We start from the raw sequence: 21,793 nt of genomic DNA on the forward strand, positions 1-21,793 counted from the left end.
GTAAAACCGACATCCTGTAGGAGCGGCTTCAGCCGCGATGCAGACAACGCCTGCCCGGACCCGCTTCGCGGTTGATCACAGCTGAAGCCGATACTACAGAGGTCATACCAAGCCAATTGGCTGCCCTCGAGCCGGTGAACACCCGGGTTTAATGGGCTGCGTACCTAGCATTTTTGCCAGTTTCGACAGATAGCCATACCCACTAAGGTCTTCGGAAACCATGCATATGCACTTCGGAGGCCGCCATGTCCGGACGCTCTCGAGCTTCAAACCTGTTCTCGACCCTCAGGGTGACGGTCTTGGCATTTGTCAGCCTGCTCACCAAAGTATTCACCTGGAAAGCCGTCAAAGCCCCCCAAAAGGTAGTCGAGTCGCCGGTGTGCCTGGTCGTGCTCTCGCCGGATGAAAATCCGGATGACGATATCACTCAGTCAACGCCGCCATTCAAGCTGTGCCACGGCGCCGAGCATCGCCTGGAGGTCAAGGCGCCGGAGGGCAGTACCTGGGTGGGGCAACCGCTCAGCCTGCGCTGGCTGAGCACGAACTCAAACCTGCCAGGTAAACACGGCTTGAGCACCGTGCCCCCCCTGCACATGGCCGATGGCGACGAGACGGAACGCTATCAGGATCTGCCCAGCGCCGGGGCTGACTGGATGCTGACCGCGACCAGCGATGACGACGTGCTGTCCGGCGACGTGAAGCTGGCCTTGGGCAGTTACTGGCAAGCGCCCAAGTATGCAATCGACGCGCACGTGGGCGATCCCTGGTACGGCATCACCGACTTGGCCTGGGACGGCACAGTCCCGATCGTCGGTGCAAAACCCACAACCCTGGTTGCCACGGTGAGCAGCGCCTTCGCCGACACGCGTGCCATCCCAGGGGTAGAGGTGGAATGGACAATCGGTGTCCAGCCGCCCCAGCGCATCGAAACCAACGCGGATGGCACGTCGGCGTTTGCTTTCTCACTCACGCAAGAGGACATCAAGGACGACTATGTGACAGTCAAGGCGGCCTGCAAAGACGCATTTGGCCACGAAACAGTTGACGCAAGGGAACTCAGGGCCTTTGTCAAAGCGCCTTGGAATGAGCTGATGACGGTGGTCCTTCGTGAAAAAGGTGGACCTGTGGTCGATCCCTCCGCGCTGGGGATGCGCTTGACTCGCGGTGTTGAGTACGAGCTGACCCTCACCCCTCAAGGCGAAGACGATTACTTTGTTGGTCACATGATCACGCTGGATTGGTTCGAGGGCAGCCTGCGTCGGCGCGCCAACCAACTGGGCATCGACTTCCAACCCAAGAGCGGACGGACGATGCCCAAAGAGGGGCTCACCTGGGACGTCTCCGCTGGCGAGCAGAGCGGGCAGTTCACGCTGCAGGCGTGGTCGCAGACGCTGGGCCAGGGCGTACCATTTCACCTGGATGGGGTGCAGATGTCGGCGAACCTGGCGGATGAAGCCGAATGGGATATCGCGCTCAGTGCGGACAAGGTGCCGCCGATTTTCCAGGCCGGCGTGCATAAGACCGTGCGCATCGTACCCAAGGATGGCAGCCCGTTGGGCCTGGCAGGGCTTGAAGCCACGCTGATGTTCGATAAAAAGGAAGAGTACTTGACGGCCAACTACCTGAGCGCCGTCCCAGCCTACGGAAAGCCGAACGCGGTGAGCGAAGAGGGGGATGCCACCTGGACGATCAAGCCCAACAATCGCCGCGGCGAGTTTGGCCTGCATGTCGAGATGCCGGGTTTCACGACGCCGTTGAAGTTGGAAACGGGCTACTTGATGTCCAGCCACCTCTACAACGATGCAACCGTGGTCATAGAGAACGACGATGGAGACGTCGATTTAGGTAGCAAGGTTCTGGTACTACGGCGCAACAAGTCCTTGACCATAAAGTTGGTTCCTAAGGCCCACAGGAACACACCGTTGGGCAGAACGGGGCTCAAGGGCTGGATCGAATTCGAGGAGGGCAGCCTGAAACAGGACAAGTTAACTGCCACTCCGACCTATAACAAGCCAGAGCCCATCACGGCAGAAGGCCTGAGCTGGACGCTGAAGGGGGACGAAAACGTCAGCGGCAATTGTACTCTCTACATCAAGGTGGAGAGCTTTGACTCACCCTGTACGATTGCGAAGGTGGTGCTGCTTTCCAGCAATTTGGGCGACGAAGTCGTGTTTACCCACGCGGGCAACGAATACCCCAGGTTTATTTTTCGTCGCAACGGTGGCTACGAATTTCTCTGCCAGCCCAAAGCGGGCAGCCCACTGGCACTGGCCGAGCTCGACTGCAGCTTAAATTTCGTGGGCGGCGAGGGAGCGTTGGCGCAGGAGGAGATACCGGCATCACCGAAGTACGGAGATAAAAGGAAAATGACGGAAGAGGGTCTGGGCTGGAGGCTGGAGAGCCAGAACGCCAGCGGCTGGTTTGATTTGATCGTCGCGGTAGAGGGGTTCGATACCCAACTGAACTATCCGAAATCGATCCTGCTCTCCAAGCACTTGAGCGACGAAGTGGAATTGCAGTGGGAGGGGGGGGTGGAAGAGTCGCCCAGGCTGATGTTTCGTCGCAACAAGAGATACGGTCTCCAGTGCAAGCCAAAGTCTGGCAGCCCTTTAGCGCTGGCCGAGTCCAAATGTAGCCTCAACTTCACGGGGGGCGAGGGAGCGTTGGCGGAGAAGGAGATACCGGCATCACCGAAGTACGGTGAAGCAAACATAATGACGGCAGAGGGGCTGACTTGGACGCTGGACAGCAAGAACGCCAGCGGCTGGTTTGGCTTGAGCGTCAGGGTAGATGGGTTTAGTTACATGCTGGATTATCCGGAGTCAATCTTGGTCTCGGAACGCTTGAGTGACGAAGTTTATGTGACACGGGATGATGAGAGGGTGGAGTCACAGCTGGTTCTGCATCAAGATACGGAACACCCTGTCAGCCTTCATGCGAAACCCGGGAGCCCGATATTGAAGCTTCAATACGACTTCCAGTTGATCTTTGCCGGTGGTGGTTTGAGCCGCGACAAAGTGACCGCTTCACCGGACTATGAAGAAAAGCAAAATTTCTCAGCGCCGGGATTGGGTTGGACATTGAAGGGAGAGGCGGTCCGAGGTGTTTTTGATCTGAAGATCAAGATGGATAATTTTAAAGAACCACTGGCACTCTCTAATTCACTACTCGTGTCGTCGAAATTGGAGGATGAACTGTTGGCGTACATCGGTGGGCCTATGCAAAAAGGCCGAGTTATTTTTAGGCGCGGAGAGCCAGAACCTCTCGACCTGTCTCCTTTGGCGGGTAGTCCACTAGAGGATGTAGCGATTACTGCATGGCTGACATTCAATAAAATCGCAAATGTAACGGAAGACAAGGTAATAGCAGTGCCCCCCTATTCTGAAAAGAAGACCGGCAAGGCCAAAGACCTGAAGTGGTCACTGACAGGTGTCGACGTGAGCGGGGTTTTCGGCCTGGAACTTCATGTTGAAGGTTTTTCGTCGACGATTCGATTTGACAGGGAGCACTTGATCTCGCAAAAAATTGCAGACGAGGTGAGTATTAATCCAATTTCTATTGAACTTCGCGATCATGACACACCGGTCCTAATAGAGGTGACGCTAAAGCCGGGAAGCCCTTTGGTGGAGTTGGGAGGTTCCGTTAGCTTGCATCAACGCAAGGACAATCCCCAGCTGCGTTTAATTTGCAAGCCAGTGAATTGGACTCCTCTTTCACCAGAGGGGGTAGAGTGTAGCGTAGAACATTTATATGGAATTGGAGAATTTATTCTTGAATTAACTTGCGCACATTACTACGAACCGATCCCAATACCCGGAAAGGTGAACTTCAGCCTGATCGATACAGTGCCTGATGAATGATACGTCCGGACGTAAAACTCATGAATAATATCACTCAAGTCTTGAATGCAGATTTCTCGTCGTCATGTACCAAATTCACCGCTGGAGCATCTTGATCAGCCTGGCGTGGTTGCGTCTCTTCAGGTTGCGTTCACCGGCAAAGCCGGCAAATGATAGGCACAGTTCAGAGGGGCCTTGCCTGGCGAAGCTACTGGCGAGCCCGCTCGACCCAAGTTGAAACCAGCACTCCCTGACGGCGCAGGTAGTCATTGTAAGTCCCGCTACAATGCAGGCGGCCAGCGACGACACAAACTCACGGTCGCGGCTGACGAACAGCAGGGTGTTCGGGTTGGATACATCAAGGCGACATCCAGTGTTCAGGGCTGGCTTGCTGGCGAACAGGTCGCGCTATATCTCCCAAGGCACACCGTTACTCCAACGTACCACCAACAGGTCGATGAACCCACGCACCCGCGGCGACAGGTGCCTGCGGCTCGGATAGACGATGCGGATCGGGTCGGCGGGCGGACGGAAATCGTGCAGCACCTCCACCAACGCTCCGCTGCGCAGGTCGTCTCCGGTGATGTAGGTCGGCAGGTGAATCAGCCCGAACCCCGCCCGCGCGCCGTCGAGCATCGCCTCGGAACTGTCGATGTTCAGCCGCCCCGGCTCTTCGCACAGGTGCAGGCCCTCCTCGGTGCGAAAGCGCCAGGGGCTGGCCTTCTCCCCGGCCAGGAAGGCGATCTTGTCGTGCCCATACAAGTCCGCCGGCACCTGCGGCGTGCCATGTTGGCGCAGATACTCAGGCGAGGCGCAGGTGACGAACTGCTGCCAGGCCACGGTGCGGGTCAGCAGCTGCGAGTCCTCCTTGGGCGCACCGATGCGCACGGCCACGTCAACGCCCTCCTCGACCAGGTCGACGAAGCGGTCGGTGAAGCGGATATCCGCGCGCAGCTCTGGCCACTGCTTCAGGTAGGCATCGAGAATCGGCAGCACGTGGCGCTGGCCGAACGACAACGGCGCGGTCAGGCGCAAGGTGCCGGTGGGTTTGTTGCGGCGTTGGGCCATGGCGGTTTCGACCTCGTCCAGGTCGTCGAGGATCTGCCGCCAACGCTCGAACGCCACCTGCCCCTCGTCGGTCAGGCTCAGCTTGCGCGTGGTGCGGTTGAGCAGGCGCACCGCCATGCGCGCCTCCAGGCGGGCGATGCTCTTGCCCACGGCCGAACGGGTCAGCCCCAGGCTCGCCGCCGCGGCGGTGAAGCTGCCGGCCTTCGCGGCGCTGACGAAGGCGGCGATATCGCCGAAGCGGTTGGGTTCCATGCGGGGCTCCTGGACAAGACAAGGCCTGCTAGATGGGTGCGGTTTGGCCTATTGCAAGGGTCAGCGCGGCTGGGACAGGTACTTGTCCATCCAGCTGGCCAGCGGCAACGGCGGTTGCGGCTCCAGGATGCGTCGCCAGATCAACTTGAGATCCTCGGCATTGAACATGGAGCTGACTCCGGCGCCCACCCATGGCCGGGGCTGGATCGCGGCCCACTGCCCGGCCCCGTCACGCCGGGCCATCTCGAAGCGGAAGCTGTAGTTCCCCGGGGTGCCCATGCGCAGGTCGCTGACCACCAGCGCGTCGCCCACCACGTCGTAGCGCAACCAGTCGCCGGTGAACCAACGCAGCCGCTCGTACAAAGGCACGCCGTCAAGCACCTTCGCCGCAGGCAGGTTCAGTGGCTGGCGCTGCATCTCAGGCGGCTCGCGGTCAAACCAACTGCTCACCCCCTCGTAATAGTCACCTTCCGGGGTCTTTGCCAGCACCCGCCAGATCAGGCTGTTGAACGCCAGCGGCACCGCGCGCACCTCGCTCACGGCAATACCTTGCTGGTCCAGCGCCTGCTGGAAGCGATGCTCGGCGGCGACGCGCCCGGCCAGGCCGAAGCCCAGGTAGGCGGTACTGAAGGCCAGCGCCAGGGCCAGCATCGGTGTTGTCCTGCCGGCCAGGCCACGAACCAGCGCGTAGCCCACCGCCAGCAGCAACGGCACGGTGTAGACCGGGTCGATGATGAATACCGCGGCCCAGCTGGCTGGTATCGGCTGCAAGGGCCAGAACAGCTGGGTGCCGTAGACGGTGAAGGCATCGAGGATCGGGTGGGTGACCAGCACCAGCCAGAACGCCAGGAACGTCCTCGGCAAGGTATAGCCCTTCTCGGGCCAGCGCCGCCGCCCCAGCCAGGTGACTATCCAGGCGAGCAGCAACGCAAGGCCGGTGAGCACGAAAAGCGAGTGGGAGAAGCCGCGGTGGAAGGTCATCCGCGAGACCGGGTCGGCGTAACGAATGAGCACGTCCAGGTCCGGCAGGGTGGCCAGGGCGGCGCCGTATAACAGCGAGCGGCGGCCCTGGATGCGGCCCAGCACGGTGCCCTGCAGGGCGGCGCCGAGGACGGCTTGGGTGAGTGAGTCCAAAGGGAGGCTCCACGAGAATGATTCGCGGAACCTACCTGCATACCGTCAATCAGTGCAAATCGGGATGCCTGCACCGGCGAACAGGGCCGACCGGATCAGAACAACTGCCAGGTGTACACGAAGATCAAGCGGTTCTCATCGATATCGCTACGGTAGTTCGACCGCGCCATGGCGTTCCTCACGCGAATCCCCAGCCCCTTGAGCACCCCGCTCTGCACCGCGTAGCCCACATCGATATCGCGCTCGCGGTCCTTGCCCTCGAACCCCTGCCCCGTGTCGACGTTGTTGCCGGTGATGTAGCGCACCGTCGCCGTCAGCCCGGGAATGCCCAGCGCAGCGAAGTTGTAGTCGTAGCGCAGTTGGTAGGAACGCTCGTCGGTGTAGGCGAACTCGTAGGTCGGCACTTCGTTGCCCAGCGGCGTGATGTTGGCGAACACCCGGGGGAACGGGCTGTCGCCGTACATGGCCTGGTAGCCGGCACCGAAGCTGTGGCCGCCGAGCCGGGCGGTGAACATCGAGAAGAACGCCTGGTTGTCGATATTGCCCAGCAACGCATCGCCATCTTCACGGGCGCTGAAGTAACCAAGGTTGGCGCCCAGTACCCAGTCACCCACCGGCTTGCTGTGCTTGAGGCCGACGAAGCCCTGCTGGTAGATATCCTCCAGCTGACCGTACCACAGGCTCAGGCTGCTCTGGTTGACATTGAAGGCGTAGTCGCCGCCCACATAGTTGAAGGCATCGCTGGCGACCTGGCGCTGGGGCACATGGCCGAGCATGGCGTTGAGCTTGCCGTCGCCCGCTTCGTTGCGCAGGTGGCTGGAGCTCAGGTGACCCGTTTGCAGGGTCAAACCATCGAACTCGGCCGAGCTCAGGCTCACCCCCTGGTAGGTGGGCGGCAGCAGACGGATATCACTGAAGGTCAGCACCGGCAGGTTCGGTTGCAGCTCACCGACGCGCAGCTCGGTTTTCGACAGCCGCGCCTTGAACGTCGGTGCCAGCCGGCTGTACTCGCCGGCGGCGCGGCCATCGCCCTGCACTGGCAGCAGCCCGGTGTTTACCCGGTCAGGGCTGCTGTCAAGCCTGATCCCCAGCAGGCCCAGCGCATCCACGCCAAAGCCGACGGTGCCAGGGGTGTAGCCGGACTTGAAGTCGAGGATGAAGCCCTGGGCCCACTCCTCGGCTTTTGATTGCCGATTGGCGCCGACGATATCCGAGAAGTCCCGGCTGAAGTAATAGTTGCGGGCGCTGAGGCTGGCCTTGGCGTCCTCGAAGAAATCGCCGTCGGCGGCCAGCAAAGGTTGGCTGAGCAGGCTCAGGCCGATAGCGACACAAGGGGTGTGGTTCATTCCGAAGCTCTCTGATCTTGTTGTTATGTGGTGAAGCGCTGAACCATGGGGTGATGCCGAAGTGGGCCTCCTTACTTGGCGGTTGCGGCTTGTGGCTGGGGGCGGCGCAGGCTGCCCAGGGCATGGGCCAGCAGCCCGAACAGCAGCCCCCAGAACGCCGCCGACAAGCCGAGGAAGGCCACGCCCGAGGCCGTGACCAGGAAGGTGAACAACCCGGCATCGCGCTCGCCGGGGTCGGCCAGGCTGCGGGTCAGCGCCTCGCTGATCGCGCCGTACAGGGCAAGGCCGGCGAGCGTGGCCACCAGCGCGGCGGGGAACGCTGCGAACAGCGAAATGAGGGTGGCGCCGGCGATGCCCAGCACCAGGTAAAGCACGCTGCCGGCCACTGCAGCCACATAACGGCGGCGTGGTTCTTCATGGGCCTCGCGTCCCGTGCACAAGCTGGCGGTGACCGCCGCCAGGTTCAGGCCATGGCAACCGAACGGCGCAAGCAAGGCGCCCAGCACCGCGCTGGCACTGATCAAAGGGCTGGCAGGCGTGCCGTAACCGGCGTTGCGCAGCACCGCCATGCCCGGCATGAACTGGCCGGTCAGCGCCACCAGCACCAGGGGCAAGGCCAGGTTGAGCGTCGCCAGCAGGCTGAACTGCGGCGCGATCCATTGCGCCGAGGCCAGGGCCAGCACCAGCTCGCCGCCACGGAATTCGCCACTGGCCAGGGTCACCAGCGCACCGACCGCCAGCACCGCCGCCACCGCGTAACGCGGTTGTGCACGACGCATCAGCACATAGGTGATGAACATTGCCAGCACCAGCACAGGTTGCACCGGCAATGCACGGAACACTTCGATGCCGAAGCTGAACAGGATCCCGGCCTGCAAGCCGGCGGCGATGGAGCCCGGTAGCCGGGCGACCAGGCGTTCGAAGGCACCGCTCAGGCCGACCAGCAACAGGATCAGGTTAGCCACCAGGTAAGCGCCCACGGCCTGCGCCAGGCCCAGTTGCGGCAAGGCGGTGACCAACAGCGCGGAGCCCGGGATCGACCAGGCGATCACCACCGGCGCCCGATAGCGCAGGCTGAGCAGCAGGCCAAGCAAGCCACTGCCCAGCGACACCGCCCAAACCCACGAGGACAGCTGGGCGTGAGACAGCCCGGCAGCCTCGGCGGCATGGAAGATGATCACCAGGGGGCCGGCATAGGAGATCAACGTGGCGATGCAGCCGGCGACCACGGCGGACAGGGAGCAGTCCTTGAACAGGGTTTTCATGGCAGCTCGCTTCTCGATTGAATGGGCAGGATTCCTTGTTCGCCGGCAAGCCGGCGCCTACACGAAACCCTGTAGGAGCCGGCTTGCCGGCGAACCCACCTCAAGCCTGTTGCAAGGCGCGCGGCCGCCCACTGCGCTGCTCGGCCTCGCTGCCCTGCGCCGCCTGCAACTGGAAGTCGAACGTCAGCTCGGCAACACGTCCCTGCTCCCCCTCACGGAACACCACCTCCCCCACCAGCCCGTCACGGGTGGCATAGGCGAAGTCATCCCACAGGTACTGGTCCCCGGCCAGGTTGATCTGGGTGGTCAGGTGCCGGTGCCCCGGCGCCGAAATGAAGAAGTGGATATGCGCCGGGCGCTGGCCGTGGCGGCCGAGCAAATCCAGGCACTCCTGGGTCGGCCCCTGCGGATCGCAGCCATAACCCGACGGCACGATCGAGCGCGCGCGGTAACGACCATCGGCGTCGGTGACAATGCGACGACGCAGGTTGTATTCGGACTGGCTCTGGTCGAAGAACGAGTAAGTGCCCCGGGTATTGGCATGCCACAGGTCGACGGTGGCGCCTGGCACCGGCTGGCCGCTGGGGTCGAGCACCTGCCCTTCGAGGAACATCACCGTGGCCACACCGTCTTCGCTGCCATCGTCCATGCGCGCTTCACCCTGGGCGATCGGCGCCCCGGCCACGTACAGCGGGCCTTCGATGGTGCGCGGGGTACCGCCGGTGAGGCCGGCCTGGTGGTCCTTGGCGTCCTGCAGCAGGTCGAGGAAGTGCTCGATGCCCAGCCCCGCCACCAGCAGCCCGGCCTCGCCGCGCCCGCCGAGGCGGTTGAGGTAGTCGACGGCGTGCCAGAACTCGTCCTCGCTGACCTCCAGGTCTTCGATCAGCCGCGCGGTGTCCTGCAGCACGCGCTGGATAATGCGCTTGAGGCGTGGGCTGCCGTTGTCGTTGCCGAAGCCTGCGGCCTGTTCGAAGAACGCTTGCACGTCAGGGGTATGGGAAATCTTCACGGTCATGATCAGGTACCTCGTGTTGTTCTTGTCGTGTGGGGTTCAGCGGTCGTCGGCGTGGATCGACGAGGGGTGGCGGCACAGGCCGTCGACCTCGATATCCATGTAGGGGAACAGCGGCAGTTGCATCAGGGTGTCGTGCAGGGCCTCGACGCTGGGCACGTCGAACACGCTGTAGTTGGCGTAGTGCCCGGCGATGCGCCACAGGTGGCGCCAGGCGCCTTCCTGTTGCAGGCGCTGGGCCAGCGCCTTCTCGTCGGCCTTCAGCTGCGCGGCCTTGGCCGGGTCCATGTCCAGCGGCAGCTTCACGGTCATCTTCACGTGGAACAGCATGTGTCTCTCCTTGCGTATGTCGTTGATTTGGCGGGGGCCGCGAACACCGGCTTGGCCGGTGCCATCCACCGCGTCGTCTGCATCGCGGCTGAAGCCGCTCCTACAGGGGGGTCAACAACCGCGGGCGAAGCGCTTCAGTTGCGCCTCGTCCAGGGTCAGGCCCAGGCCGGGCGTGGTCGGTACATGCAGCTGGAAATCGCGGTACAGCGGCGGTTCGCAGACAATCTCCTCGGTCAACAGCAGCGGCCCGAACAGCTCGGTGCCCCAGGTCAGCTGGCGCAGGGTGAGGAAGGCGTGGGCCGAGGCCAGGGTGCCGACCGTGCCTTCGAGCATGGTCCCGCCATACAGGGCGATGCCCGCGGCCTCGGCAATCTGCGCGGTGCGCAGCACGGCGCGGGGGCCGCCGTTCTTGGCGATTTTCAGGGCGAAGATGCTTGCCGCACCAATGGCGGCCAGGCTGAAGGCGTCCTCGACGCTTTCGATGGACTCGTCGGCCATGATCGGCGCCGGGCTGCGCTGGTTCAGACGGACCTGGCCGGCGCGATTGATCCGCGAAATGGGTTGCTCGATGAGATCGATGCCGTTGTCGCCCAGCACCTGGCAGGCGCGGATGGCCTGGGACTCGTCCCAGTACTGGTTGACGTCCACCCGCACGCTGGCGCGCTCGCCCAGCTCGCGCTTGATCGCCAGCACGTGCCTGAGGTCCTGCTCCAGCGGGTTGGCACCGATTTTCAGCTTGAACACGCGGTGGCGACGCACTTCGAGCATATGCTCGGCCTCGGCGATGTCCCGCGCGGTGTCTCCACTGGCCAGGGTCCAGGCCACCTCCAGGCTGTCGCGCACCCGCCCGCCCAGCAACTCGCTGACCGGCAGCCCCAGGCGCTTGCCCTGGGCGTCGAGCAGCGCGCTCTCGATACCGGACTTGGCGAAGGTGTTGCCCTTGGCCAATTTGTCCAGTTTGAGCATCGCGGCGTTGATGTTGCCCGCCGGCAAGCCGATCAGTGCCGGCGCCAGGTAAGCATCGATATTGGCCTTGATCCCTTCCGGGCTTTCGTAGCCGTACGCCAGGCCACCGATGGTGGTGGCCTCGCCGATGCCCTCGATGCCGTCGCTGCAGCGCAGGCGGATGATCACCAGGGTCTGCTGTTGCATCGTGTGCATGGCCAGCTTGTGCGGGCGGATGGTCGGCAGGTCGACGATGATCGCCTCCAGCCGGTCGATGGTCGGGCTTGTCATGCCAGGCTCCAGTTCAGTCAATGTTCGGTTCAGGCCGCCGCGGCCAGGGCGTGGCGCCGGCCGCTGGCCAGGTGCACGGCCATGGCCAGCGCGGCGACCGCGCCGGGGATGGCGAAGGCGATGAAGTTCAGTTGCAGTGGCAGGTTGATGCCCATCAGCGCGCCACCGAGCAGCGGGCCGACGATGGCGCCGTTGCGGCCGATGCCGGAGGCCCAGCCCAGCCCGGTGGAGCGCACCGACAGGCCGTACAGCTGGGCGGCGCCGGCATACAGCAGGATCTGCGTGCCGATGGTGGTGGCGCCGGCGATGAAGATCAGCAGGTACAGCACCGGCATCGGGCTGTTCACCCCCAGCAGGCTGATCGACAGTGCGGCGGCGAGGAAGAACGCCACCTTGACCTTGACCAGGTTGTAGCGGTCGCCCAGCCAGCCGCCGCAGATCGCCCCGGCCATGCCGCCGAAATTCAGCACCAGCAGGAACGACAGGCTCGAGCCCAGGCTGTAGCCAGCGTTGGCCATCAGCTTGGGCAGCCATGAGCTCAGTGCGTAGACCATCAGCAGGCAGCAGAAGAACGCCAGCCACAGGGCCAGGGTGCGCACCGCCAGGCCTTCGCGGAACAGCGCCAGCACCGAGGTGCCCTGGCCTTTCCTGTCCTGCGCCTGAAGTTGGTCGTCGGCTTGCACGTCGCAGGTCGGATCGAGGCACTTGAGCAGCGCGCGAGCCTCTTGCTGGCGACCCTGGCGCACCAGGAAGCCGATGGACTCAGGCAGGTAGTAGAGGATCACCGGCAGCAACAGCAAGGGTACGGCGGCGGCGAAGAACATCGACTCCCAGCCAAAGCGCGGCAGCAGGAAAATGCCGACACCCGCCGAAAGCATGCCGCCCAGCGAATAACCGCTGAACATGATCGCCACCAGGGTGCTGCGCAGACGCTTGGGCGCGTATTCGTTCATCAGCGCCACGGCGTTGGGCATCAGCCCGCCGCAGCCCAACCCGGCGAAGAAGCGATAGATACCGAACTCGCTGGGGCTGCTGGCAAAGCCATTGAGGATGGTCGCCCCGGAGAACAGCGCGAAGCAGATGGCGATGCCCTTCTTGCGCCCGATACGGTCGGCCAGGCTGCCGAATGCCAGGGCGCCGAACATCATCCCGAACAGCGCGTAGCTGCCCAAGGCGCCGGCCTGCAACGGCGTCAGTCCCCATTCCTTCATGATCACCGGCAGCACCACGCCGTAGATGAACAGGTCGTAGCCGTCGAAGATCAGCAGCAGGCCGCACCAGGCCATGACCATCCAGTGGAAGGGGGTGAAGCGGGCGTTGTCGATGATCGGGTGGACGTCGAGTGTTCGCATGGCATCTGTCTCATTTGTTTTTGTTGTGTGATGAGCAAACCTTGCCGGGGCGGCCTTCAGCCGAGGTCGCCGCCGCCCACCGGCAGGGTCACGCCGGTGATGTACGAGGCCTCGTCGGAGGCCAGGAAGAGAATCGCGCCGACCTGTTCGTCGAGGCTGCCGTAGCGCTTCATCAGGCTGCTGGACACGGTCTGGTCGACGATCTGCTGGTACCAGGCCTGCTCTTGCTCGCTCTGTTGGGCTTCGTTGCGGGGGATGCGCCGGGGCGGTGCCTCGGTACCACCCGGGGCGGTGGCGTTGACGCGGATGCCGCGCCCGGCCGTCTCGAACGCCAGGCACGCGGTGAGCGCGTTGACGCCGCCCTTGGCCGCGCCGTAGGGCACGCGGTTGACGCCACGGGTGGCGATGGACGAGACGTTGACGATGGCGCCGCTGCCACGTTCGAGCATGTACGGCAGCGCGGCGTGGCAGCACCACAGGGTGGGGAACAGCGAGCGGCGCACTTCGGCTTCGATCTGCTCGACTTCGTAGTGTTCGAAGGGCTTGGCCCAGAGGGTGCCGCCGACGTTGTTGACCAGGATGTCGAGGCGGCCGAAGGTGTCCACCGCGTCGGCCATGACCCGGGCGCAGTCGTCGTGGCGTTCCAGGTCGGCGGTGAGGGTGAGCACGCCCTCGCCGGCCAGTTCGTGGACCAGCTCGGAGCGGTCCACCGCCACCACCTGCGCGCCTTCGGCCTTGAGCCGCCAGCACACGGCGCGGCCGATGCCCTGGGCGGCGCCGGTGACCAGGGCGACCTTGCCTTGGAATCGGTTGTTCATGTCGATCTCCTGTTCGATCCAAAATCGCCGGGAGGGCTACGCCCTCCATCGCGACACAAGGCCGCTCCCACAGGTACCGCGCTCGGTTCAGGGCACAGGAAAACCTGTGGGAGCGGCCTTGTGTCGCGAAAGGGCCGCAACGCGGCCCCGGCGTTCTCGAACTTCATGATTAAAAAGAGGCCACCCTCACCCGCACGATGCGGGCAGCCCCGTGAAAACCTCAGGCCGCCGCGGCGAACTTCTCGAAGTAGAAGTTGACCGGGCTGATGCCCTGCTCGCGCAGGTACTGGCTGACCGCCTCGACCATCGGCGGCGGCCCGCACAGGTACACGTCCACATCACCGTCGTTGAGGTGGCCCGGCGCGATGTGCTGGGTCACATACCCCTTCTGCGGGTACTGGCTGTCGGGGTTGGCCACGCAGGCACTGAAGGTGAAATTGGGAATCCGTGCGGCCAGGGCCTGCAGGCGGTCCAGCTCGACCAGGTCGAAGTCGTTGGTGACGCCATAGATAAGGTGCAACGGATGCGCGCTGCCCTGCTCGGCGATCTTCTCCAGCATCGCGGTGAACGGCGCCAGGCCGGTGCCACCGGCCAGCAGCAACAGTGGGCGCTGGATCGGGCGCAGGTAGAAACTGCCCAAGGGGCCGGCCAGGCTCATGCTGTCGCCGGCCTTGGCCAGCCCGGTCAGGAAGCTGCTCATCAGCCCACCTGGCACGTTGCGGATCAGGAAGCTGACCTCGCCATCCTTCTGTAGCGAGCTGAATGAATAGGCGCGGCTCTGCTCGCTGCCCGGCACTTTCAGGTTGACGTACTGCCCCGGCAGGAACGCCAGCCGGCTCAGCGCCTCGCCCTTGATCGACAAGGCAATGGTGCTCTCGGACAGCTGGCGTACATCGCTGATGGCTGCCTCGAAGCTGGCCTGTTCGGTCTTGCACACCTGCGACGACGCCGGGATGCGCACCACGCAGTCCGATGCGGCGCGCATCTGGCAGGTCAGCACGTAGCCCTCGGCGATCTCGTCCTCGCTCAGGGCGTCCTCGATGAAGTTGTCGCCCAGGTCGTAGCGGCCCGATTCGGCTTTGCACTTGCAGGTGCCGCAGGCGCCGTCGCGGCAGTCCAGCGGGATGTTGATGCCTTGGCGGTAGGCGGCGTCGGCCACGGTCTCATGGCCGTCGGCGTCGATGAAGCGGGTGACCCCGTCTTCGAAGTTCAGTGCGATCTGGAAGCTCATGTTGCACCTCGCGGGCGAGCCTGCCCGCGGCGCGCCGCAGGGCACGCCGACAGGCTCGGCCTTGGATCAGATGTGGTAGATGTCGATGACCTGGCGCACGTAGTCGTTCTTCAGCACCACCTTCTTGGCCTTGATCAACGGCTGCTCGCCGCGCAGGTCGAGGGTGTAGAAACTGGTGCCGAAGTAGCTGTCGGTGGTCTTGTAGCGAAAGCTCAGGGTGTGCCAGTTGAAGCGCACCTGGCAGGTGCCCTCGCCCACCTCGACGACCTCGATGTTGCTGAGGTTGTGCGAGGTGCGGGTGTCCGGCACGGTGGCGCTGGAGCGCTCGGTCTTGATGCGGAACACCCGGTCTTCCAGGCCGCCACGGTTGCCGTACCAGATCAGCGAGATCTCGCTTTGCGGGTCTTCGGTCAGCGTGTCGTCGTCATCCCATGACGGCATCCAGAACGTCGCGTCACTGGCGTACAGCTCCAGCCACTGGTCCCACTGCGCATCGTCCAGATAGCGCGCCTCGCGGTAGAGGAAGTCGCGCACGGTGTCATGCAGGCTCATTGCACGGCCTCCACGGGGATCAGTCGGGTTTCCTGTTCCAGGGCCTTGAGCATGGTGTCCTGCCAGTACTTGTGCTGCAGCACGAACAGCCCTTCGTCCTCGGTGCGCACGCCCGACAGCAGCGGCTTGAGCGCGATCTCGCGGGCCGCCTCGTCGGCGCCTTCGATCCAGTGCTGCGCGCCGCGGGACATGTCGTTCCAGCCGGTGCCGCCACCATAGCCGGTCTGGCACGAGCGGAACTCCTCCAGGTCGTCCGGGGTGGCCATGCCGCTGACGTTGAAGAAGTCCTCGTACTGGCGGATACGGCTGGCCCGGGCCTCGGGGCTCTCGCCCTTGGGCGCGATGCAGTAGATGGTGATCTCGGTCTTGTTCACCGAGATCGGCCGGGCGATGCGGATCTGCGAACTGAACTGGTCCATCAGGTACACGTTCGGGTACAGGCACAAATTGCGCGAGTTGCCGATCATCCAGTCGGCGCGGGCCTGGCCGAAATCGGCGGCCAGTTGCTCGCGGTGCTCGTAGGCCGGGCGATCCTCGGGGTTGGCCCAGCGGGTCCACAACAACAGATGGCCGTGGTCGAAGGAGTAGAAGCCGCCGCCCTGCTTGGCCCAGCCACCGGCGCTCATGGTCTTGATCTCGTCGCCCGCCTCGCGCTGTTTGCGCTGGTTCTGGGTGGCGGCGTAGTTCCAGTGCACGGAGCTGACGTGGTAGCCGTCGGCGCCGTTCTCGGCGGTGAGTTTCCAGTTGCCTTCGTAGATGTACGAGCTGGCGCCGCGCAGCACTTCCAGGCCTTCGGGGGACTGATCGACGATCATGTCGATGATCTTCGCCGACTCGCCCAGGTGCTCGACCAGCGGTTTCACATCCGCGTTGAGGCTGCCGAACAGGAAGCCCCGGTACGACTCGAAGCGGGCGACCTTGGTCAGGTCGTGGGAGCCGTCGCAGTTGAAGCTGTCGGGGTAGCCGGCGTTGCTCGGGTCCTTGACCTTGAGCAGCTTGCCGCTGTTGTTGAAGGTCCAGCCGTGGAACGGGCAGGTGTAGCTGGCGCGGTTGCCGCGCTTGTGCCGGCAGAGCATGGCGCCGCGGTGGCTGCAGGCGTTGAGGAAGGCATTGAGCACCCCGTCCTTGTTGCGCGCGATGAAGATCGGCTGGCGCCCCATGGTCAGGGTGAGGAAGTCGTTGTTCTCGGGGATCTGGCTTTCGTGGGCCAGGTAGATCCAGTTGCCCTCGAAGATGTGTTTCATCTCCAGGTCGAACAGGCGCGGGTCGGTGAACATCTCCCGCTTGCAGCGATAGACGCCCTTCTCCCGGTCATCCTCGAGCAAGGCGTTGAGATAGTCGAATCCCAGGGACATGGCCAGGGCCTCCATTGTTATTGTTCAGGCCGGGTCAGGTTAGGTCCGTGGGTGCAGCGCCGATATCCGGATCGTGCAGAGTGCTATCCGTTTTGTGCAGCCAGACGCCGATCAACCTGTAGGAGCCAGCCTTGCTGGCGAACCCAAGGCGCCGCCGTGCCTGCAGACACCGCGCGGCCCGGTTCGCCAGCAAGCTGGCTCCTACAGCACCCCGTTGCATCGCGTCGATAGCAATTACCCATTGAACGCCAAGGCCAAGGTGCAGTAAGCTCGGGCTCATTCACTGGAGAGCAACATGTCGAAACAAACCCGCAACCACACAAACCACACCGGTCGCACCGCGCGCCCTGTGCTGGCCGTTGCCGGTCGTAACGCCGTTGCCAGCTTTTATTTTGGGTATTGGTTTAGCCACTAGGCGCCGCTGATACCCACACGGCGCCCACCTTCGAGGGGCCGCCGAACATGAGAATACTCAAACCCCCGGTCGGCTCCCCGACCGGGGGTTTTGCTTTTCCAGGCCCACGAAAAACACCGATTTACATTGAGGACCGATTCATGAACTACGCCAACTACTGCTACGCCAACACCTACACCTGGCGATTTAGCCAATCCCGTTCGGGCCAGCCTGCCGCCTCCGTTCGGTCGATTTCCGGTGGCAATGCCGCACAACAACCCAATTTGACGACCCGTCGAACACCTCGATAGGGCCGACCACGCGGGCCAGAACCCGCCGTCCGCCCAGGGAAATAAACGCCATGCAAGCCACCAACCTCGCCCTGCCCCTGACCCAACCGCAAGCGGCCAACAGCACCGTCAGCCAACGCTTGCCCAGCCCGCACCTGCTCAAGCAGCAGATGCCGCTGCCCACCGAACTCGCCCAGCAAGTCCAGGCTCACCGCCAAGCGATCCGCGCCATCCTCGAAGGCCGCGACGAGCGCCTGCTGGTGGTGGTCGGCCCGTGCTCGCTCCACGACCCGCGCTCGGCCCTGGAATACGCCGACCGCCTCGCCGCCCTCAGCCGCGAAGTCGACGACAAGCTGCTGCTGGTGATGCGCGCCTACGTCGAGAAGCCCCGCACCACCGTGGGCTGGAAAGGCCTGGCCTACGACCCACACCTGGACGGCAGCGACGACATGCACGCCGGCATCGCCCTGTCCCGTGGCCTGATGCTGAGTATGATCGAACGTGGCCTGCCGATCGCCACCGAGCTGCTGCAACCGATGGCCGCCGGCTACTTCGACGACCTGCTGGGCTGGGCCGCCATCGGTGCACGCACCACCGAATCGCAGATCCACCGCGAAATGGTCAGTGGCCTGGAGCTGCCCGTGGGCTTCAAGAACGGTACCGACGGCGGCATCGGCATCGCCTGCGACGCCATGCGCAGCGCCGCCCACCCGCACCGGCATTTCGGTATGGATGCGCAAGGCTACCCGGCGATCATCGAGACCCTCGGCAACCCAGACACCCACCTGGTGCTGCGCGGCGGCCACAAGGGCCCGAACTACGACGCCACCAGCATCGCCCAGGCACGCCAGGGGCTGGCCAAGGCCGGGTTGCAGGCGCGGATCATGGTCGATTGCAGCCATGCCAACAGCGGTAAGGACCCGGCGCGTCAGCCGGCGGTGTTCGAGGAGGTGCTGGCGCAGCGGTTGGGTGGGGATCGCTCGATTGTCGGGGTGATGCTTGAAGGGCACCTGTTCGACGGTTGCCAGGCGTTGGGCAAGGGGGTGTTGAAGTATGGGGTGTCGATTACCGATGGGTGCTTGGGGTGGAGTTCCACCGAAGCCATGCTGCGCGAAGCGGCTGGGCGGCTGTGATCGGCGGCAGGTGAATTCATTGTCGATGGTCATTGGTAGAACACCCGCACTGCGCCTCGACGCAGTGCGGGCGTCTTCATGACCGTGGCGCCCTCACAACGGCCTGAATACAACACCCAGCATGGTTGAGTTATGCGCGGCGCTCGCGGGGATCCAGTGATGGATCAGCTGAGGGCCATAGTTCCAGAACTGATAACCCTCCGGCGCCCGGTTGTACACCCAGGTGTGGTAAGTGAACGGCTGGCTGTAGACCCGCCGAATGTCATTTTCCTGGGCGGTGGTGAGCGTCGATGCACCGGCAACACTCGCCGCCCAGTTGCTGAATTGCGTAGGGCTCATTCGTGTCGTGTTGACCACAGCTTCGACAACATTGGTGACTTGAACGGGATAAGACACCGTACTGCTTCCATCAGTTACCGAGATAATCGCGTTACCGTTCCTGTTCCCCGTCACCTTCCCTTGTGTGGTTACCGATGCCACGGCCGCATTGTTTGAAGTGTAGGTGTAACGGTTTCCTCCACCCGTCGGGGTTCGTACCGCTGTATTGCCAATCGAGTCCAATCCGGTCCTTGGACGCCCTGCCATCTTCACCGAAACTCCGTTCAGTACCATGGTGCGAGTGTCGATGCTCATCGCCGCGTTCACCCTCAACCGCAAAGGGTCGGAGAAGGCAAAGTCAATCTGCCCATGCCGCTTGCGCTCATAGCGGACAATGACATCCTTGCCGACATTAGCCAGCACCACGCTGCGCGGTACGTGGAAAGTCAAGGTGCCGATCTGGTCGACCGTCTGCACCTCGCTCTTGAAACCCGGATCACCGTCAAACAGCAACCGCACCTGGTCCAGCGGCAACATGCCCTGGTACGCCACTGTGAACGTCGCCCCCGGCGTCAGCGGCACCCGGGCCGGGTCGAGCAGCCCACCTGCCGCCTCCAGCGACACCGGCGGGCGCTTGTCCCAGGGCGTATCGGCCGAGGCGATGATCAGGGTCACCGTGCCCGACAGCCGCACGCCACTGCCGTTGCGCACCGTGTAGAACACCTGAATGGCTTGACGCAGGCCTGCCTCCACAACGCCTGCCGGCACGCTGAAGGCCATGGGCACACCGGCGTCCGCCACCTGGACATCAGTGAACGTGGCTGCCGCCGTGCGCCCGGTCCAGCTCAAGGTCACCCGGTCATCATCCTGCAGCGGCACAGGAATGTTGACCGTCACCGCCCCTCCCGGACGCAGCAGCCCGTCTTCCAACCCCACCACGATCGGTGCCCGCAACAGGTCTACCTGCTCGCCTACCAACAAATGCAACGGATCGGATGGCTGCACTGCGGCCCCCGTCTGACCAACTTCATAGCTGACTGCGAGACTTCCACCGTTCAGCAGCGAGAATTGATCGGCCACCGTGCGCTCCATGCGGCCCAGGCTCGCCTCATTCTGCGACACCCGCGCCAATGGCACTGTCCGCTCGATCACGCCGCTCGCCGAGCGACCGCTCAGCACCAGTCGCACTCGATCGCCCAGGCTCATTCCGGGCCACGCAATCCTGGCGGTGATCGCCGCCAGGTTACCGGGTAACAGACCACCCACCGCTTCAACCACACCCGGCGCCGGCAGGCGCTGGACCCTGCCTTGCACCGTCAACGTATTGCGCCGCGAGCGCCAGACCATTTCGCCATTGCGGTACACCTGGTAGCTGACCCGCAACTGCCCGTTCGCCGCCCTTACCAAGTCGGCGTTAGGAATCGTGCCAAAGCGATCCCCTGGGTACGGTTCGCTGACTGTCCGCTGGATGACGATATCGGGCAGCGTAACCGTGAAACGCTGACCGTCGACCGTCGTGATCTCGTAGATGAACCGCAGCTTGTCGCCCAACAGGACGATCGGGCGCATCACGTACACCTGCATCCGTGCATCCCGCGAGCCCACCTCGTCCAGCGACAGCTGACCCTCATGGATCTCGTCACCGATCAGGACCTGGGGAGACTCCAGCAACGAACCGTCATCGAACTCAGGCAGCAGTTCGAGCACACCGGACCACTTCTCCGAGAAGTTCTCCACCTCATCATGCACCCGCCAGACCACATGCACGACCTCCAGGTCCTTGATCGACTCCAGCTGGTCGGCAGCGATCAGGAAGGAGACTTGATTGTCGACCTCCCCCTCTTCCAGCGTGTGGGTGAAGAAGACCCCGCCCACGCTGAGGGTGATGACATCCCGCACCCGCATCAGCGGGTACGGATCGAGGGTGACCGGAATCTGCAGCCCGGGCGTCAGCGCCTCCGGCAGTACCAGCTGCGCGGCGTGCAGCTCCGAATGCCAGGCCTCATCGGGCCGCCGGTCCGGGCCGCCGGGCAAGGTGTCCTTGTAGAACACCGTCAGCTTCACCGAGTCTTCCGGGTTCTGCGAAGCCACCCGAGTGACCCGCACATACCACTGGGCGAAACCGGTGACTGCGCGCTCGATCGGTACGTTGGAACTGATATTGGCACCCGCCTGCGCCTGTTCTTCCGAGACCACTTCGGTGCGCACGGCAATCGGGTTGGGTTGCCCAGCCGGGTGCCAGAACAGCTCGATGCGGTCTCCCGCGCTCATGTTGTCGTAGGCCTGCAGGGTCACTGGCAGCCCGGTGACCGGACTGACATGCACAGCAGCGCGGTTGAGCCCGAAGTGCGCGCCCACCACTGGCGCGCGGGCTCCGGTCGGGAAGGCTGGACGCACGGCCATGGTCCCCGGGCCCATGATGCCGCTGTTCAGATGGAAGGCCTGGTTGAAGTCCTCCACCCCCTCCAGCACCCGCTTCGGTTCCGGCTCGGGGGCCGGTGTCGAGAACATCATGACCCCTTCGCCGCCTGGCAGCGGCGCAAGCTCACTCGGTGGCTCAGCCTGACTACCGTCGGGTACCACCAGTTTCGCCGGTTCACTCTGTACATCACCACCGAGTTGATTGAAATAATCGAGGTCCATGAATGCTGCCCACCGTTTGAGGAGCGCCAGTGCTCATCGCCTAATGTCCTTGCTGCCCCAACAAGGCACAACTAGCAGAAATAACAGGTTGGACACCCTGCCTGACATATTCTCGTCAGTAATGAAGTCATCGACGCGCCGCGGAGCATTGTTCAAGGCCCGAAAGATAGTTCTGCTACCACCAGCTCGAAGTAGCTCACCGCCGGAGCTGCCCCACCGTTGCAC

General features: G+C 63.6%; 15 protein-coding genes. 2 read left to right on the forward strand and 13 right to left on the reverse strand.

From position 1 onward, the window contains the following. The first annotated feature begins 245 nt into the window (after positions 1-245). Complete coding sequence (locus tag PSEEN_RS14495) at positions 246-3,860, forward strand: hypothetical protein (RefSeq protein ID WP_011534285.1); 3,615 nt, start codon at positions 246-248, stop codon at positions 3,858-3,860. A gap of 387 nt (positions 3,861-4,247) precedes the next feature. Here PSEEN_RS14495 and PSEEN_RS14500 read toward each other — a convergent pair whose 3' ends face one another. The 12 genes from PSEEN_RS14500 to benA all read right to left on the reverse strand — a co-directional run bounded on the left by PSEEN_RS14500 (position 4,248) and on the right by benA (position 16,790). Continuing rightward, positions 4,248-5,159, reverse strand: coding sequence for a LysR family transcriptional regulator (locus PSEEN_RS14500; RefSeq protein WP_011534287.1), 912 nt, complete (start codon positions 5,157-5,159; stop codon positions 4,248-4,250). Positions 5,160-5,219: 60 nt separating this feature from the next. After that, the gene (locus tag PSEEN_RS14505; RefSeq protein WP_044488184.1) at positions 5,220-6,293 is read right to left on the reverse strand and encodes a metal-dependent hydrolase; all 1,074 of its coding nucleotides are present in this window, start codon (positions 6,291-6,293) and stop codon (positions 5,220-5,222) included. 95 nt (positions 6,294-6,388) lie between these two features. Continuing rightward, positions 6,389-7,639: an OprD family porin gene (locus PSEEN_RS14510; RefSeq protein ID WP_011534289.1), complete on the reverse strand. Its 1,251-nt coding sequence runs from the start codon at positions 7,637-7,639 to the stop codon at positions 6,389-6,391. A gap of 71 nt (positions 7,640-7,710) precedes the next feature. Next, the gene (locus PSEEN_RS14515) at positions 7,711-8,904 is read right to left on the reverse strand and encodes a benzoate/H(+) symporter BenE family transporter (protein WP_011534290.1); all 1,194 of its coding nucleotides are present in this window, start codon (positions 8,902-8,904) and stop codon (positions 7,711-7,713) included. A gap of 100 nt (positions 8,905-9,004) precedes the next feature. After that, complete coding sequence (catA, locus tag PSEEN_RS14520) at positions 9,005-9,919, reverse strand: catechol 1,2-dioxygenase (RefSeq protein WP_011534291.1); 915 nt, start codon at positions 9,917-9,919, stop codon at positions 9,005-9,007. Between the two features lie 36 nt (positions 9,920-9,955). Then, positions 9,956-10,246 carry a muconolactone Delta-isomerase gene (gene catC / locus PSEEN_RS14525; protein ID WP_011534292.1) on the reverse strand — a complete coding sequence of 97 codons (291 nt, stop codon included), beginning with the start codon at positions 10,244-10,246 and terminating at the stop codon, positions 9,956-9,958. A 111-nt stretch (positions 10,247-10,357) separates the two neighbouring features. Continuing rightward, positions 10,358-11,482: a muconate cycloisomerase family protein gene (locus PSEEN_RS14530; protein WP_011534293.1), complete on the reverse strand. Its 1,125-nt coding sequence runs from the start codon at positions 11,480-11,482 to the stop codon at positions 10,358-10,360. Between the two features lie 29 nt (positions 11,483-11,511). Further along, positions 11,512-12,834: an MFS transporter gene (locus PSEEN_RS14535; protein WP_011534294.1), complete on the reverse strand. Its 1,323-nt coding sequence runs from the start codon at positions 12,832-12,834 to the stop codon at positions 11,512-11,514. Positions 12,835-12,890: 56 nt separating this feature from the next. After that, on the reverse strand, positions 12,891-13,652 hold the full coding sequence (locus PSEEN_RS14540) for a 1,6-dihydroxycyclohexa-2,4-diene-1-carboxylate dehydrogenase (RefSeq protein ID WP_011534295.1): 762 nt from the start codon (positions 13,650-13,652) through the stop codon (positions 12,891-12,893). A gap of 220 nt (positions 13,653-13,872) precedes the next feature. After that, positions 13,873-14,883, reverse strand: coding sequence for a benzoate 1,2-dioxygenase electron transfer component BenC (benC, locus tag PSEEN_RS14545; protein WP_011534296.1), 1,011 nt, complete (start codon positions 14,881-14,883; stop codon positions 13,873-13,875). 66 nt (positions 14,884-14,949) lie between these two features. Next, positions 14,950-15,435: a benzoate 1,2-dioxygenase small subunit gene (gene benB / locus PSEEN_RS14550; RefSeq protein WP_011534297.1), complete on the reverse strand. Its 486-nt coding sequence runs from the start codon at positions 15,433-15,435 to the stop codon at positions 14,950-14,952. Then, positions 15,432-16,790 (reverse strand): benzoate 1,2-dioxygenase large subunit, encoded by a 1,359-nt coding sequence (gene benA / locus PSEEN_RS14555; RefSeq protein ID WP_011534298.1) that lies wholly within the window; start codon positions 16,788-16,790, stop codon positions 15,432-15,434. Before benA ends, benB begins: the two co-directional genes overlap by 4 nt. Positions 16,791-17,545: 755 nt before the next feature. On the opposite strand from benA, the gene PSEEN_RS14560 reads away from it, so the two are divergent. Beyond that, positions 17,546-18,607 carry a 3-deoxy-7-phosphoheptulonate synthase gene (locus tag PSEEN_RS14560; protein ID WP_011534300.1) on the forward strand — a complete coding sequence of 354 codons (1,062 nt, stop codon included), beginning with the start codon at positions 17,546-17,548 and terminating at the stop codon, positions 18,605-18,607. 93 nt (positions 18,608-18,700) lie between these two features. Here PSEEN_RS14560 and PSEEN_RS14565 read toward each other — a convergent pair whose 3' ends face one another. Further along, a complete protein-coding gene (locus PSEEN_RS14565; protein WP_044488187.1) occupies positions 18,701-21,568 on the reverse strand; it encodes an Ig-like domain-containing protein in 2,868 nt (955 codons plus the stop codon). Positions 21,569-21,793: the final 225 nt, after the last annotated feature.

It is taken from the genome of Pseudomonas entomophila L48, from assembly GCF_000026105.1.
In the GTDB taxonomy this organism is placed as follows: Bacteria; Pseudomonadota; Gammaproteobacteria; order Pseudomonadales; family Pseudomonadaceae; genus Aquipseudomonas; species Aquipseudomonas entomophila.

Excerpts from the sequence above, each read along its gene's own strand:
- PSEEN_RS14495 (WP_011534285.1), top strand. The coding sequence starts at position 246 with ATGTCCGGACGCTCTCGAGCTTCAAACCTGTTCTCGACCCTCAGGGTG.
- PSEEN_RS14500 (WP_011534287.1), bottom strand. The coding sequence starts at position 5,159 with ATGGAACCCAACCGCTTCGGCGATATCGCCGCCTTCGTCAGCGCCGCG.
- PSEEN_RS14510 (WP_011534289.1), bottom strand. The coding sequence starts at position 7,639 with ATGAACCACACCCCTTGTGTCGCTATCGGCCTGAGCCTGCTCAGCCAA.
- PSEEN_RS14515 (WP_011534290.1), bottom strand. The coding sequence starts at position 8,904 with ATGAAAACCCTGTTCAAGGACTGCTCCCTGTCCGCCGTGGTCGCCGGC.
- catA (WP_011534291.1), bottom strand. The coding sequence starts at position 9,919 with ATGACCGTGAAGATTTCCCATACCCCTGACGTGCAAGCGTTCTTCGAA.
- catC (WP_011534292.1), bottom strand. The coding sequence starts at position 10,246 with ATGCTGTTCCACGTGAAGATGACCGTGAAGCTGCCGCTGGACATGGAC.
- PSEEN_RS14530 (WP_011534293.1), bottom strand. The coding sequence starts at position 11,482 with ATGACAAGCCCGACCATCGACCGGCTGGAGGCGATCATCGTCGACCTG.
- PSEEN_RS14535 (WP_011534294.1), bottom strand. The coding sequence starts at position 12,834 with ATGCGAACACTCGACGTCCACCCGATCATCGACAACGCCCGCTTCACC.
- PSEEN_RS14540 (WP_011534295.1), bottom strand. The coding sequence starts at position 13,652 with ATGAACAACCGATTCCAAGGCAAGGTCGCCCTGGTCACCGGCGCCGCC.
- benC (WP_011534296.1), bottom strand. The coding sequence starts at position 14,883 with ATGAGCTTCCAGATCGCACTGAACTTCGAAGACGGGGTCACCCGCTTC.
- benB (WP_011534297.1), bottom strand. The coding sequence starts at position 15,435 with ATGAGCCTGCATGACACCGTGCGCGACTTCCTCTACCGCGAGGCGCGC.
- benA (WP_011534298.1), bottom strand. The coding sequence starts at position 16,790 with ATGTCCCTGGGATTCGACTATCTCAACGCCTTGCTCGAGGATGACCGG.
- PSEEN_RS14560 (WP_011534300.1), top strand. The coding sequence starts at position 17,546 with ATGCAAGCCACCAACCTCGCCCTGCCCCTGACCCAACCGCAAGCGGCC.
- PSEEN_RS14565 (WP_044488187.1), bottom strand. The coding sequence starts at position 21,568 with ATGGACCTCGATTATTTCAATCAACTCGGTGGTGATGTACAGAGTGAA.